Origin of the sequence: Psychrobacter sp. UBA2769 (genome assembly GCF_002352555.1) — a bacterium.
GTDB lineage: Bacteria > Pseudomonadota > Gammaproteobacteria > Pseudomonadales > Moraxellaceae > Psychrobacter > Psychrobacter maritimus.
Map to the genome: position 1 here is coordinate 52,966 of NZ_DEIR01000009.1, position 13,965 is coordinate 66,930.

12 protein-coding genes are annotated in these 13,965 nt (G+C 42.0%); 5 read left to right on the forward strand and 7 right to left on the reverse strand.

What is annotated here, in order from left to right; translation table 11 throughout:
* The first annotated feature begins 387 nt into the window (after window positions 1–387).
* Together B3Q63_RS03315 and B3Q63_RS03320 are read left to right on the forward strand one after the other, a co-directional pair.
* Complete coding sequence (locus B3Q63_RS03315) at window positions 388–1,644, forward strand: alanine racemase (protein WP_296173745.1); 1,257 nt, start codon at window positions 388–390, stop codon at window positions 1,642–1,644.
* Window positions 1,632–2,963, forward strand: coding sequence for a D-arabinono-1,4-lactone oxidase (locus B3Q63_RS03320; protein ID WP_296173746.1), 1,332 nt, complete (start codon window positions 1,632–1,634; stop codon window positions 2,961–2,963). Before B3Q63_RS03315 ends, B3Q63_RS03320 begins: the two co-directional genes overlap by 13 nt.
* Before the next feature lie 91 nt (window positions 2,964–3,054).
* On the opposite strand, the gene B3Q63_RS03325 is transcribed toward B3Q63_RS03320, so the two are convergent.
* The 5 genes from B3Q63_RS03325 to B3Q63_RS03345 form a co-directional block, all read right to left on the reverse strand.
* Window positions 3,055–3,690, reverse strand: coding sequence for a glutathione S-transferase family protein (locus B3Q63_RS03325; RefSeq protein ID WP_201619373.1), 636 nt, complete (start codon window positions 3,688–3,690; stop codon window positions 3,055–3,057).
* Between the two features lie 29 nt (window positions 3,691–3,719).
* A complete protein-coding gene (locus tag B3Q63_RS03330; protein WP_296173749.1) occupies window positions 3,720–4,397 on the reverse strand; it encodes a type 1 glutamine amidotransferase domain-containing protein in 678 nt (225 codons plus the stop codon).
* 348 nt (window positions 4,398–4,745) lie between these two features.
* A complete protein-coding gene (locus B3Q63_RS03335) occupies window positions 4,746–5,807 on the reverse strand; it encodes an NADP-dependent oxidoreductase (RefSeq protein ID WP_296173751.1) in 1,062 nt (353 codons plus the stop codon).
* A gap of 139 nt (window positions 5,808–5,946) precedes the next feature.
* Window positions 5,947–7,176, reverse strand: a complete 1,230-nt coding sequence (locus tag B3Q63_RS03340; RefSeq protein ID WP_296173754.1) for an iron-containing alcohol dehydrogenase — start codon at window positions 7,174–7,176, stop codon at window positions 5,947–5,949.
* Window positions 7,177–7,607: 431 nt separating this feature from the next.
* Window positions 7,608–8,210, reverse strand: coding sequence for a TetR/AcrR family transcriptional regulator (locus B3Q63_RS03345; RefSeq protein WP_201565827.1), 603 nt, complete (start codon window positions 8,208–8,210; stop codon window positions 7,608–7,610).
* A 414-nt stretch (window positions 8,211–8,624) separates the two neighbouring features.
* On the opposite strand from B3Q63_RS03345, the gene B3Q63_RS03350 reads away from it, so the two are divergent.
* Window positions 8,625–10,115 (forward strand): aldehyde dehydrogenase family protein, encoded by a 1,491-nt coding sequence (locus B3Q63_RS03350; protein ID WP_296173757.1) that lies wholly within the window; start codon window positions 8,625–8,627, stop codon window positions 10,113–10,115.
* 141 nt (window positions 10,116–10,256) lie between these two features.
* Here B3Q63_RS03350 and B3Q63_RS03355 read toward each other — a convergent pair whose 3' ends face one another.
* Window positions 10,257–10,487, reverse strand: a complete 231-nt coding sequence (locus tag B3Q63_RS03355; RefSeq protein ID WP_296173758.1) for a hypothetical protein — start codon at window positions 10,485–10,487, stop codon at window positions 10,257–10,259.
* Between the two features lie 409 nt (window positions 10,488–10,896).
* Between B3Q63_RS03355 and B3Q63_RS03360 the strand changes: the two genes are divergently transcribed.
* Entirely contained in the window at window positions 10,897–12,150 is a 1,254-nt protein-coding gene (locus tag B3Q63_RS03360) for an NnrS family protein (RefSeq protein WP_296173784.1), read from the forward strand.
* Between the two features lie 160 nt (window positions 12,151–12,310).
* Window positions 12,311–12,898 carry an Rrf2 family transcriptional regulator gene (locus B3Q63_RS03365; protein WP_296173787.1) on the forward strand — a complete coding sequence of 196 codons (588 nt, stop codon included), beginning with the start codon at window positions 12,311–12,313 and terminating at the stop codon, window positions 12,896–12,898.
* A gap of 256 nt (window positions 12,899–13,154) precedes the next feature.
* Here the strand turns inward: B3Q63_RS03365 and B3Q63_RS03370 are convergent, their stop codons facing one another.
* Window positions 13,155–13,901, reverse strand: a complete 747-nt coding sequence (locus B3Q63_RS03370) for a hypothetical protein (RefSeq protein ID WP_296173789.1) — start codon at window positions 13,899–13,901, stop codon at window positions 13,155–13,157.
* Between the last annotated feature and the right edge of the window lie 64 nt (window positions 13,902–13,965).

Genomic DNA, 13,965 nt, shown 5'->3' on the forward strand with positions numbered 1-13,965 from the left:
ATCAAATTGAGCCATAAGTGCTTCATTTAGTAGCTATAAAAAATAAAAAACAGTCAAAGGACTGTTTGCATTATTTTATCATGATTTCAATTTGAGACTATTTAGTGATTGTACTTTTTTAGTTTAAAAAGGTGAGAGCGTCATAGTTATTTTTATGCTTAAAGATATAAATAATTCCACTTTTATTTAGAGTTTTTGCTCGAAGGTCTTCTTAGCTAAACTTAATTTTACAAGTAACAAATGTCGATTTTTTATAAATATGGCGCTTGACTGAGCTAGGCTCTGGGTACAAACTATGATGCTGATATATCCTCTTTTTTAGAGGCATAATAACAGTATTATAAGAAATACAAGGTCGTATTCAATGGCCGTTACAAGGAAAGTAAAATGGATTTTGCCCACATTGTTCCGCCGAAAGCTCCGAGTGCGTGGCTTGATATGGACGCGCTCGATCATAATATAACACTGATCAACCAAAAAACTAAGTCTGTTCAACTACGCTTGGCGACCAAATCTATTCGCTCTATAGACGTTCTGCACTACATTAAAGACAAATCTCCTAACTTTATCGGGCTGATGTCTTATGCGGCCGACGAATCAGTGTATCTGTTAGAAAATGGCTTTGATAATATTCTCTGCGCTTATCCAACTTTGGACATGGTAAGCGTTACCGCAACTTTTGACTTTACCAAACAGGGCGCGACCATGATTTGGATGGTTGATCGCCCTGAGCATGTTGATGTACTTAATGAAGTCGGCAAAATTCATGATGTTGTTATTGATGTTTGTCTCGATATCAATATGTCGATGCCACTGCCAAAGCTCTATTTCGGTACTAAGCGCTCAGCCTTAATGACTATAAAAGACGTTAAAAAACTCCTAAAGCATATCAAAAAATGCCGCCATATTAATGTCAGTGCGGCAATGGGTTATGAGGCACAAATCGCTGGTTTGCCTGAGCATTTACCGGGTAAAGCCTTATTGTCGCCAGCCATCCGCTTATTAAAAAGTCGCTCACAAAAACAAGTTAGTAAACGTCGCCGCTCCATCGTTGACTATCTCAATAAACAAGGTTATACCTTGAAGCTCGTCAACGGCGGCGGTAGCGGTAGTATGGATTTTACTTCAAGCCAGCCTGAAGTGAGCGAGATAACCGTGGGTTCTGCGTATTATAAACCGGCTTATTTCGATTATATGGATAGCATGCATGAGTTTCAGCCAGCTGCTGGATTTGTGCTGCCCGTGACGCGTCAACCTGAAAAAGGGGTCATCACATGTCATAGCGGCGGCTTTATTGCCTCGGGTGCGACAGGCGCGGACAAAGCGCCAGTGATACATTATCCAGAATATTTATCCTTATTAAACGATGAAGGCTTTGGCGAAGTACAAACGCCGATGGCCATCTCTAAAGCTAAGAAAGATGGCAACGCACCTCGTCTTAGTATCGGTGATGTGGTTTGGTGCCGCCATGCAAAGGCAGGTGAACTGTGTGAACATTTTAATGAGCTTATTTGTTATCGACAGTCTGCTCAATCTACAATAGATGGTTTTGCAGGAAGCGAAGGAACGCTGACAACAATAAATACAAAAACCAAAAACCAAACAATGACAACCTACCGAGGAGAGGGCAAATGTTTTCATTAAGGCTGTGGCAAGGAAGCAATGAATGGCAAAATTGGGTCGGTTATGAACGTGCTACACCTGAGCAAAAACTTACTCCCTCATCGGTTGCAGAACTGCAAGATATTGTAAAAAATGCACGGGCAAATAAAAAGCGCGTTAGAGTCACGGGTGCCGCGCACTCGTTTAGTGGTTGCGCGAAACCTGAAGAAATTGCCGTCAGTTTGCATAATATGCGCGGTCTTATCTCGGTGGATAAAGAAGCGAAGCTTGCTACTTTACATGCTGGCACCTATTTATATGAAATTGGCGCCGCACTTAAAGAGCATGGTTTGGCGTTAGAAAATATGGGCGATGTGCAAGCGCAAACTATCGCTGGTGCTGCCAGTACGGCGACCCATGGCACAGGAATTACTTTAGGTTCCATTGCCAATCAAGTAGTGACGTGGGAATGGGTCGATGGTAAAGGAGAAGTACATACCCATCATCGCGGCGACCCGAAAACCGATGAGTTGGGTAATGCCTTGCATGCAAGCCTTGGTATGCTTGGTATTTTTACCAAATTAACCCTTAAAGTAGTCGACCTATACGGGCTTAAAGAAGCCAATGAGGTGTTAGGTTTTGAAGAAGGATTGGCGCGCTTTCATGAAACGGCGCATAGCCATCGTCATCTAGAATGGTTTTTATTTCCCGCTACCAATAAAATTCAGCAAAAGACGCTGTCGGTGATAGCGCCCAAAGCCATGACGGGTACGCAAAAGCTTAAAGACCATTTTGATAGCGTTGTTACCCTCAATGGCGCTTTTTATGTGCTGTGCGAGCTGGCTCGTATGAAGCCGTCGCTGACCCAAAAGGTGAGTGAAATCTCCGCAAACTCTATCCCTAATACCAAGCGTGAAGGCTATAGCTATGAGGTGTTTCCGACACCGCGCGGCGTCAAGTTCAATGAGTCTGAGTACTTTATTAAGTTATCTGATTTTGATGAATGTATCTCGGAGGTCAATCATATTTTATTAAAAGACAATAAAGGCTCGCACTTTCCCATCGAAGTGCGCACGCATAAAGGCGAGACTGGTATGCTCAGTCCCACGCAGGGAGAGGATTGCGCGGTATTATCCTTCCATGTCTATAAAGGCATGGACTGTGAGCCGTTATTTAAATGGCTATATGATTATATGAAAAAATGGCAGGGTCGACCGCATTGGGGTAAAGTAAATAAATTGAACCATGTGGAGCTACAAAATCTGTATCCAAAGCTCAATCGCTTTTTAGAGATTCGCCGAGAGTTTGACCCTGATAATGTCTTTATGAATAGCTGGCTTGAGCAAAAATTTTGTATTTAAAGTATTTATAAATGGCTCAAGTATCAATCAGGCATAAAAAAACAGCTCTTTAAGAGCTGTTTTTTATATTAAACAATAAAAACTATTTGGCTTAGCGCTTAATAGAATCATCATAATTGGCTTCCAAACGCATCGCACGCTGATAGCTATCTATACTCGCCAGTTGTAGCGCATATTGCTTGATATGCATATAGTCTTGTAACGCCCCACGATGCGCGAGCATGATTAAGTCAAATGCCAGCATAAAGTCAGCACCGCTTAATTTGTTGCCAATGATAAATGCTTTGTCTTTGACTTCATCATTTAAATAGCTCAGTACTTTATGCTTTTCTGCGCTGATATAACCCGCCAAGAATTCATTATCGCCAACGCCTGCTTTAGTGGTAAACAGCTCAAGCAGTAGCGGTAACATAAGCGAGCTTTCAGCAAAGTGAATCCACTGCAAATAATGACCATACTCTGCACTATCGGTAGCAGGGCGCAGGCGCTCGGGGGCAAAACGCTCAATCAACATCTCAATAATCGCCCCTGATTCAGCATAAAGCTCGCCATCCATCTCAATAACCGGAGACTTACCGAGGGGATGAATTGCTTTTAGACTGTCTGGTGCTAGATGCGTTTTGGTATCACGCTGATGGCTAATTAGCTCGTAAGGTTGCCCCAATTCTTCTAATAGCCATAGCGTACGCAGTGAGCGCGATTGATTAAGATGATGTAAGCGAATCATGATATTAGCCTTTTTACGATGTTTTTATATTATGCTTGCAGCTTAGCAAGTAAACGTTTAGCGGCTTCTTCTGATGACGCTGGGTTTTGACCGGTAATTAATAGACCGTCTTCAACGACATACGATTCCCAATCCGCGCCTTTTTCGTAGTGACCGCCATTGGCTTTTAATACGTCTTCCAATAAGAAAGGTACGACGTCAGTCAGGCCAACACCTTCTTCTTCAGTATTGGTAAAGCCAGTGACTTTTTTACCTTTGACCAAATACTCGCCATCGATTTTGACGTTTTTAAGCGCGGCAGGAGAGTGGCAAACAAAGGCAACAGGCTTGTCTTGCTTAACAAAGGTTTCAATTAACTCGATAGAGTTTTTATCAACTGCCAAATCCCACAATGGACCGTGACCACCTGGATAAAAGACGGAGTCAAAGTCTTCAGCTTTTACTTCAGCAAGCTTTTTGGTATTGGCAAGATGCTCTTGAGCTTCACTGTCTTCTTTAAAGCGTTTGGTATCTTTGGTTTGCGCATCTGGCGTATCACTACTAGGGTCAAGTGGTGGTTGACCGCCAGCAGGAGAGGCTAGAGTAACATTGACGCCAGCATCCAAGAAAGCATAGTAAGGGGCGGCAAATTCTTCTAGCCAAAAGCCAGTTTTTTTGCCTGTATCACCCAATTTATCGTGTGAGGTCAGTACCATTAAAATATTCATAATTGTCCTTATTTATTATTTGTATTGTTTGCTAAGTTTTAATACTAATTTAATACCAAGTTCAGATATGTCGCAGCCAGCTTTGCTAAAGCTAAGCAAAGACTATAACTAAGCAAAGACTATAACTATGCAAAGACTATAACTATGCAAAGACTATAACTATGCAAAGACTATAACTATGCAAAGACTATGATAAAGCTATCTTTGCTAAAAACTGGCTGCTAACAGTATTAATGTTTTAAGCATTATTTTCAGTAGCTGTCTTAACGTATTATGTTGTTAAGTGGTTATCTGAAAGTTATTTAAAACTGGCTACTTTATACCTTTATATAAGTCGCTTGATATGAACTACTGAACGTCAGCAACTTTAACCACGGTTTTACCGAAGTTTTCACCCTCTAGCATATCAAAGAAAGCTTGTGGTGCTTGTGCTAAGCCATCCACGATATGCTCTTTGGTTTTGACTTTACCTGACTCAACCCATTCGCCCATGGTTTTTAAGAATTCTGGGAAATGGTCGCCATATTCTTCAAAGATAATAAAGCCTTTGATGGTCAGGCGCTGACTGAGAATATGACCCATCAACATACCTAGGCGGTCTTTGCCATCAGGAAGTTCGGTGGCGTTATATTGAGAAACTAAGCCGCATACTGGAATACGCGCATGGGCATTTAATAGTGGCAATACGCCATCGAATACCTTGCCACCGACGTTTTCATAATAGATATCAATACCATCTGGGCAAGCGTTTTTAAGCTGTTCGGCAAAGTCGTCCGCTTTGTGGTCGATACAGACATCAAAGCCCAACTCTTCGACCGCATAGGCGCATTTTTCCGCACCGCCTGCGACACCGACCGTACGTAAACCTAAATGATTACCGACTTGTCCAACCGTTGCGCCTACAGGACCAGTTGCTGCTGCCACGACTAAGGTTTCGCCCTTTTTTGGTTTACCGATATCGGTTAAACCCATATAACCGGTGAAACCAGGCATACCGAGGACACCAAGACCATAAGATGGGTTGGACATATTTTTATCCAGCTTTAGCACGCCTTCGCCATCACTGACGCTATAATCCTGCCAGCCTGAATTTGATACGACCAAATCACCGACGGCGAATTTATCGATATTAGATTCGACAACTTGTGCAACCGTGCCGCCTAGCATGACATCGCCGATTTCTAATGGGTCAGCATAGCTTTTAGAAGCACTCATACGCCCGCGCATATACGGGTCAAGTGACATATATACCGTACGCAGTAGCATTTGCTTGTCGTTAGGAGTAGGGATGTCGCTAGTAGTTAGCTCGAAATTATCGCTGGTTGGCGCGCCATTGGGACGGCTGGCAAGTTTGATTTGACGGTTTTGTTTTTGGTTTTGTTGGGCATTAAAATTATTATCAAAGCTCATGTTAAAGCTCCTTATTCTAGTTATTGGTTGTAGTTATTCATTTTCGTTTTAAAGTTTTAAGATTTTAAAGTCAGTAGCCACGCCAAAGTGAATGGCTACCGATTGTTGTGACAATAAAAAGTTATAAGTTTTTTGACGATTAAGCTTTGCTGGTAACGGCGCGTTCTAAAATGCGGCGTGATACAGCTAAGTCATTTTTACCATGTTCGCCCAATTTCACCATTTTGTGTGCTTCAAGTTGCTTGATGATAGGGTCAATAGCTGACTTATCTAACTCAGCATCTTCTAAGCTAACTGGCAATCCAAGCTCGCGGAAGAAGTTCTCAGTATGAACAATAGCAGTTTCGATGATGGTGTCATCGTCTAGTTGTGTACCGGTATCGTTATTATTGATACCCCAAACGTTACGCGCATACTGAAGCAGTTTGTCTTTTTTGCTGTCTTTAAGCTCACGCAACACTGATGGCAGTACAATCGTTAGCGTACGGGCATGGTCAATTGCATGCAGTGAGGTCAGTTCATGACCAATCATGTGCGTCGTCCAATCTTGCGGCACACCAGTACCAATCAGACCATTCAACGCCATGGTTGCTGTCCACATGATGTTTTTACGCGTTTCTAAATTCTCTGGATCTGCTTTGACCGCTGCGCCTTCCTCAATCAGAATTTTAAGCAAGCTCTCAGAAAAGGCATCTTGAACTTTCGCATTGACTGGATAGGTGAGGTACTGCTCCATCACATGGACAAAAGCATCCGCAACACCGTTCATTACTTGGCGCTCAGGTAAGGTTAAGGTTTTAGCAGGGTCTAAAATTGAGAATTTAGGGAAGGCAAGTGGGTTACCAAACGGTAGTTTTGCTTGACGTTCGCTGTAATTAATCACGCCGCCTGAGTTCATCTCAGAACCGGTCGCTGGAATGGTCAGTACCGCGCCCAAATCAATGGCTGAATCGATATTTTTGCAATAACTGGTCAGCGCATCCCATGCTTTTTCACGAGAAACCGTACCATCGGTGCTGCCATCTTCAGTTAATGAAGAGATAAGCGCGACAAATTTACTGCCGTCGATGACTGAACCGCCACCAACTGCTAGTAAGAAATCAATATTATGCTCATTCACCATATCAGCGGCTTTTAGCAAGGTGGTGAATTCTGGGTTGGCTTCAATACCACCAAACTCAAATAATTCACGTGTGCCATTTACTGCTAGCGCATTCTTTACTTCATCTAACGTACCAGTACGCTGCGCTGAACCGCCACCATAAGTGATTAGAACGCGCGCCTCTGTTGGCACTAGCTCGGATAGTTGTTTGATTTGACCTTCGCCAAAGACGATACGGACGGGATTGTAATATTGAAAGTTATTCATAATATTCCTAGTTTCTAATGATAAAGAGATAAGTTGTGATGTAAGTGCTAATGAATGACGTCTTTTATATCGGATATGCGTCATAGCAATTATTGCCATCTGTGCGCATTGTACATGAATTAGACCGGTCGTCTAGTTATTTTTTTATTAACTTTACAAAACTATCGTATAACTGAAAGTTCTTAGTATTTTATTAATAATTGCTTATTGGCGATTGAAAACCCTCAATCAGCGTTATACGTTAGTGATAACGGTTGGGTATTAACGAGAAGGTATTAACGGCTAGGTTGCTATGGTTAAGGGAGTAGCTAATAAGCTAAGGCGGTAGCTACTAGCTGAGCATTAACAACCTAGATAGTCGCGATATCAAGTTTATTGACATCGGTTTTAGGGTATTGATTTTATTAGCATTAATTTTATTTACACAGCGTTTAGCGACCAAGCTGCGAGGTGGTCATCAGCCAAACTTCTGCTAATGGCGTATCGGTTTGACTGATCTTAGCGACTAAACTGGCACCCAACCAAGCAAAGTACCAACGCTTGGCCATACTTTCGGCGGCGATATTGTCAGGGTGAGGTATAGAACCATCTGCCCAGCCTGCTTTTATTTGCACAGCAATCCAGTTGATGGTTTGTTGATAACCGGCATACAGAGCCTTACGCATGGTTTCTGAGATATCAGCCACTTCTGCACTGAGTTTTACTACCAAGCATTTCTCATGGTCACAGCCCTTTTGCTGGGTGTCATACCAGTTTTGAAAATAGTTATAAATCTTTTGTTGTGCGCTGATTTTTTCAGCAGTAATCGCCTCGAGGCGATTTTTATAGTTGTCAAAATAGTGCTCGATGATGGCTTCACCAAAGGCTTCTTTTGATGCAAAGTAATGATAAAAGGAGCCTTTTGGCACACCAGCGGTATCAAGTATTTGTTTGATACCGACTGCGGTAAAACCTTTTTGCGCAATGAGTTGATAGCCGATGGCTAACAGGTGCGCTCTGGTATCTGATGGAGCAGTGGTTGTAATAGCGGACATGAAGAGGATGTTCTCCTTAGATCTTTATTTGGTGATGTCATTAAATGGTGATGTCGTTAAATTAAGTGAGATAAAGCAGGGCTTTAAAGGTACTTTTTTAATCGAAAGAAAAATAATAATTTTGAGTGTTACGTTTTTTCAACAATACTTAGTGATAAATGATTCTTATTTTTATGCTGACTATGTTAGCATTAGACCAGTCGTCTAGCAAGTTACGTTTGTTATCGATGGTTAATGGCGAATGGTTATTTTACACTATCGTTTCATAAAACCATCATTTCCCAACATAACCATTGCACATAACTGTTTTGCAGTGTACCTATTCCAAATGTAGCAGCTCGATGCTTTAATTAACTAAGCGTTTTAATGAACCAAACGTTTTAAATAACAAGCATAAAATAAATAAGGATTATTATGTCAACCGATACTAAGAATACTCAGCAGAGCGTATATAGCGATTTTCATTTGCAGTATATCGCAGGCTCATGGCAACAGGGCAAAGACGATAGCGTCAATACTGATGTCAATCCATATAATGGTGACACGCTGGTCGAGATTAAACAGGCGACGAAAGAACAGCTTGATGAAGCCTATCAGGCAGCAAATGCGGCACAAAAACAATGGGCACAAAAGACGCCAGCTGAGCGTGCCAGTTTAATGTATAACGTCGTCAATGTCTTAGATCAGCGTCAAGACGAAATTGTCGATTGGCTCATTAAGGAATCGGGCAGTACGCGTATCAAAGCAATGGTAGAGTTCGGTAGTGCGCGTGCGATTACCCTTGAAGCGGCCAGTTTCCCTAATCGTGTGCATGGTGAAATTCGCGCATCAAACACCCCCGGTAAAGAAAACTTCGTCTACCGTGAGCCAATCGGTGTCGTAGCCGTTATTAGCCCATGGAACTTTCCGCTACACCTTACCCAGCGTTCTATCGCGCCTGCGTTAGCACTTGGTAACGCGGTCGTGCTTAAGCCTGCAAGTGACACACCTATTACCGGTGGTTTACTGTTAGCAAAAATATTCGAAGAAGCAGGTTTACCAAAAGGACTGCTTAACGTCGTAGTTGGTGCGGGTAGTGAGATAGGGGACGCCATCGTCACTCATGATATTCCAAGCTTTGTATCCTTTACCGGTTCAACTTCAGTCGGCAAACATATTGGCGAATTGGCCAATGGTGGCGACTACATCAAGCAAGTGGCGCTTGAGCTCGGCGGTAATAGCCCATTTGTGGTATTAAAGGACGCCGATATTGAGCAAGCGGTAAAAGCCGCCGCCTTTGGTAAGTTCCTGCATCAAGGTCAAATCTGTCTCGCTATCAACCGTATTATCGTTGAAGATGAGATTTATGATGACTTCGTAGAGCGCTTCTTAGCTCATGTTAAAACCTTAAACGTCGGTGATCCGAACAAGCAAGATACGGCAGTCGGTCCAATCATTAATGAAAAACAAGTCAAGTCACTGCAAGAAAAAATCGCTAAAGCACAGCAAGAAGGTGCCAAAATGATTTTGAGTGGTGAGATTAAAGGTCAGGTAGTACCGCCGCATATCTTTACTGAAGTGACGCGCGAGATGGATTTGTCGCGTAATGAGGTGTTCGGGCCATTGGTCGGGATTATTCGTGCCAAAGATGAAGAGGATGCGTTATCGATAGCCAATGACTCCATGTATGGTCTATCGAGTGCGGTATTTACAGCAGATATGCAAAAAGGTTTGCGCTTTGCTCGCGGTATCAGAACGGGCATGACCCATATTAATGATATCTCAGTCAACGATGAGAGCAACATGCCATTTGGCGGTGAGAAAAACTCAGGTATTGGTCGCTTTAATGGTGAGTGGATACTGGAAGAATTTACCAGAACGCATTGGATATCAATGCAAAACGAACCGCGTCAATATCCGTTTTAATCAGTGCATTCTAATCAACGCATTATGGATAAACGTACTTAGATGTAGTTAGATAAATGTTTCGATATAAAAAAAGACCGCCTAAATGGTGGTCTTTTTTTTATTTATACGCAATGATTCTAAAGTTTTATAGTTCTAATGTTATTTAGAATGAAAGCCTAGTAATGCTTCAATCTCTTCGATAGTCATATGTCGAACCAATGCTTGCTCTTCTACTGTCAGACGGTTGGTATGCTCTTTTATCATCTTATGGATGCTACGAGAGATCTCAGATGTCGTTGCATAATACATTTGCGGCTGTTCTTTGGTCAGTAGGGTCAAAAACCTATTAACGATTTTACGTTTTTCAATCGGTGCATGCGCTTCTGTCATGACAATCTCCTAAAAGTGAACCATTTATGCAGTCAAATTAACTGTGGTCATTACCTATGATGGTAATGGTGAGGGCAAATATCAAGCTATGTGTGACTTTAGAGTTTTATGCCGCTGTAAATTATAGAAGGTAAGTTATCGAATATCACTTATCGAACATCTGTTATCGAGTATAAGCTATCTAATATCAGTTATTAGATACAGATTGGGCTAAAATAACACTATCCAGTCTAGCGCTTTATATCAATTATAGCTGTATATGATAACTGCTTTAATGAGTCACTACTTGAATGAATCACTACTTGAATAAACCATAGCAGTCCTATAGTTTAGATGGCATTATAATTAACATTCATATAAAATGAATCTTTAAGACATACCTTCTAACTTTCATTATAAGAAGTCTGCTATGCAATCAATTAATCTACCTAGCAAGCCACCAAGCTCGCCGCATCCCATACTCAACTTGAGCTTTCGGATATTTTTTAGCGCAGGCGCACTATTTGCCATTATAACCATGGCGTTGTGGGCATTTGTGTTTACTGGACATACAGATATCGATGCGCAAACGTTGAATCCGCTGTATTGGCATGGTCATGAAATGATTTACGGCTATGCGCTGGCCATCGTGGCGGGATTTTTATTGACTGCAGTTAAGACTTGGACGGGCGTTATGATGCCGCATGGCTACAAGCTGCTCGGTATTTTTGTCTGTTGGTTGCTGGCGCGTTTGGGCTGGGTAGGATTTGGCTTAGGTATCACGGTTGCTGGTAGCAGCGTGGCGTTACTATATGCGGCGGCGGTATTCGATTTATTGTTCATCGGCACGATGGCTTTTGTGATTTTCCGTGCAGTATTGCAAGTTAAGCAATATAAGCAAATGGGGATTTTAGCCAAGCTTGCATTATTAACAGTGGGCAATGCTTTGTGCTATTGGGGCATTATCAGCGCCAATATGAATCTGACCAAAGTTGGTGTTTATTTAGGTTTTTATTTGATTATCGGCTTGGTATTGACCATCGGTCGCCGCGTGGTGCCGTTCTTTATTGAGCGTGGTCTAAGTGTGCCAAATGCTCAAGGTGAAACCGAAGCAGTGACGGTACGTAATAATAAAGCGCAGGATATCGCAAGCTTATTGTTCTTCTTTGCTTTTTTTATCACTGATATGTTTTATCCCAATAAATACTTGCTGACCATCAGTGCACTTGGGGTGGCGGTGGTCAACATCGTACGCTTAGTTGGCTGGTATCATCGTGGTATTTGGCAAAAACCGTTACTATGGTCGTTATATATCGCCTTTCTAGGGATGTGTGTGAGCTTTGTATTGTACGCACTGCAGCCATGGTTAGGCTATAATCACAGCATTGCGGTACATGGATTATCGATTTCCGGTATTGGCATGATGACGGTGGCGATGATGGCGCGGGTGTCGCTCGGTCATACGGGGCGCAGTATTCATCAGCCACCCAAAATCGTCAATGCGATGTTCGCGCTTATGGCAGTGGCGTTTGTCAGTCGGGTATTTTTGCCATTAATCGATATGAGTCATTACTTATTATGGATCATGCTGGCACAAAGCGCTTGGATAGCTTGTTTTGCCTTGTTTTGTATCAGTTATTTGCCGGTACTGGCACGCCCGCGACCAGATGGTTTATTTGGCTAATAAGGTGTTGAAACGGTTAAAATGCAACTGATTTAAAATTTAAGTCCTTTAAAAGTTAAATAGTTTAAAAGCTAAAGCGACTTAAAACATAGGATTTTAAAATATATCATTATTTCAAATTATAAAGTTAATAGTTATAACAAACATTGGAGTGCAAAAAATGCGACTGACCAACTATAGTGATTATGCGCTGCGCTCATTAATATATTTGGCGACCAAGCCTGAGCCGCACCTATTGGCAAATATCAGTGATATTGCCAACAGTTATCACATTTCTAGAAGTCATTTGACCAAGATTATTCATCAGCTCGGGCAACTTGGCTATATAGATAGCGTGCGCGGTAAAAACGGTGGGATTCGCTTGGCGTGTGCGCCAAAAGACATCAATTTGGGGGTGTTAATCAAACAGATTGAGCCTGATTTTAATTTGGTTGAATGTTTTTCGACCGATTTATTGATTAATCCTAAGCCTGACAATGCTAATTCTGACAGCTCTTTTAATAGTAATGATGATAATGCGGTTGCCAAAGATTTGTCTTTGACGCTGATTGATGAGGAAGCAAGTGCGGGGGTCAAGTCAGGTTGTATTATTAGTCCTGTCTGTCAGCTAAAACAGGTATTCTTTGAAGCATTGACCGCTTTTATCAACGTCCTCGAGCGTTATACATTGGCAGATATTATCAGTAATGAGGCAGAGCTTGCGGAGTTATTGTTTTATAGAAATGGCCTAACTAACTTTGTAAAATAGAAGCTTTATATAGTCAGTTCAAAATAAAAGCGCTACGTTATAGCTATGTGCGACTGGTATAAATTTTCCTTGCTTGCTGCGCGCCTTGTACTCCAGAGGCTTCGAAAAATTCATCCCAGTCGCACTGTATCAATTTTAAAGTAATTCTACTATATATAAAATCGCCACAAAAAAAGGCTGCCCCGCTAGTAATAGTATGGGCAGCCTTTTTTATTATCAATTTTTAAAGCATCTAAGCAGCTAAGCGTTTAAGCGTTTAAGCATTTTCAAGCTTAGGACGGGCTTTATCAATGGCTTTTAATAAGACTTTTTCAAACTCACCCTCTTTAAACTTCACTAAATAAGAATGCGCGGCACAGAAGTTACGTACCTCGCGCCATTCGTGCGCCAGATTGGTCGCCCAGTCGCAATACTGCTTGCCAGCATTAGGCTCATCTTTTAGTGCTTTTTTGGTCGTTGGGTGTAATAACAGTTCCGGTAGCACCGCTTCTAGTAATTTGGTTGGTGGACTCATAAAAGTATCATCGACGTGCAAGCTTTTACTGGCAGGATGGAATACCAACAGCGAGCCCGCATGAATCATCTCATTGGGTGAGATATAATGAATACCTTCTGACATAGAAAACATCAGCTCAGGGTAGCGCTTGGCGACCGTATCGCTTTCGACCAAATCGTCTGCCCATTGTACGGCAGGGATTTTTTTATGATGACGGCTACTGCCATAAAAAGTTGCTTGCGGGAAGTCCTTTGCCATTTGTGCGCAGTGGACAGTATGAAAGGGGTGGACATTGAGGACCGCTTCGACATCTTGCCCATTATTGGTTAACGCCATTACCTCAGCGCGTACGTCGCCGGTGAGCTCGTAGCTGTCTAAAAATATAAAGCGACCTGAGGCTAATTTTACAAGCGAGCATTGAGTGCCTATATTTAGCACCCCGCCTAAGCGAAACGTGCCACGAATATTCCAAAATCCTGCACCCAAATCATGTATTTTATCGGTCATTGATACTTTTCCTTAATGGTTATTTTATGAGTTTTTTAATTATTAGAGCGTGTCTTCAATTCAT

Bases quoted from the DNA above. Each gene is read 5' to 3' on its own strand.
- B3Q63_RS03315 (WP_296173745.1), top strand. From the start codon at position 388: ATGGATTTTGCCCACATTGTTCCGCCGAAAGCTCCGAGTGCGTGGCTT.
- B3Q63_RS03320 (WP_296173746.1), top strand. From the start codon at position 1,632: ATGTTTTCATTAAGGCTGTGGCAAGGAAGCAATGAATGGCAAAATTGG.
- B3Q63_RS03325 (WP_201619373.1), bottom strand. From the start codon at position 3,690: ATGATTCGCTTACATCATCTTAATCAATCGCGCTCACTGCGTACGCTA.
- B3Q63_RS03330 (WP_296173749.1), bottom strand. From the start codon at position 4,397: ATGAATATTTTAATGGTACTGACCTCACACGATAAATTGGGTGATACA.
- B3Q63_RS03335 (WP_296173751.1), bottom strand. From the start codon at position 5,807: ATGAGCTTTGATAATAATTTTAATGCCCAACAAAACCAAAAACAAAAC.
- B3Q63_RS03340 (WP_296173754.1), bottom strand. From the start codon at position 7,176: ATGAATAACTTTCAATATTACAATCCCGTCCGTATCGTCTTTGGCGAA.
- B3Q63_RS03345 (WP_201565827.1), bottom strand. From the start codon at position 8,210: ATGTCCGCTATTACAACCACTGCTCCATCAGATACCAGAGCGCACCTG.
- B3Q63_RS03350 (WP_296173757.1), top strand. From the start codon at position 8,625: ATGTCAACCGATACTAAGAATACTCAGCAGAGCGTATATAGCGATTTT.
- B3Q63_RS03355 (WP_296173758.1), bottom strand. From the start codon at position 10,487: ATGACAGAAGCGCATGCACCGATTGAAAAACGTAAAATCGTTAATAGG.
- B3Q63_RS03360 (WP_296173784.1), top strand. From the start codon at position 10,897: ATGCAATCAATTAATCTACCTAGCAAGCCACCAAGCTCGCCGCATCCC.
- B3Q63_RS03365 (WP_296173787.1), top strand. From the start codon at position 12,311: ATGCGACTGACCAACTATAGTGATTATGCGCTGCGCTCATTAATATAT.
- B3Q63_RS03370 (WP_296173789.1), bottom strand. From the start codon at position 13,901: ATGACCGATAAAATACATGATTTGGGTGCAGGATTTTGGAATATTCGT.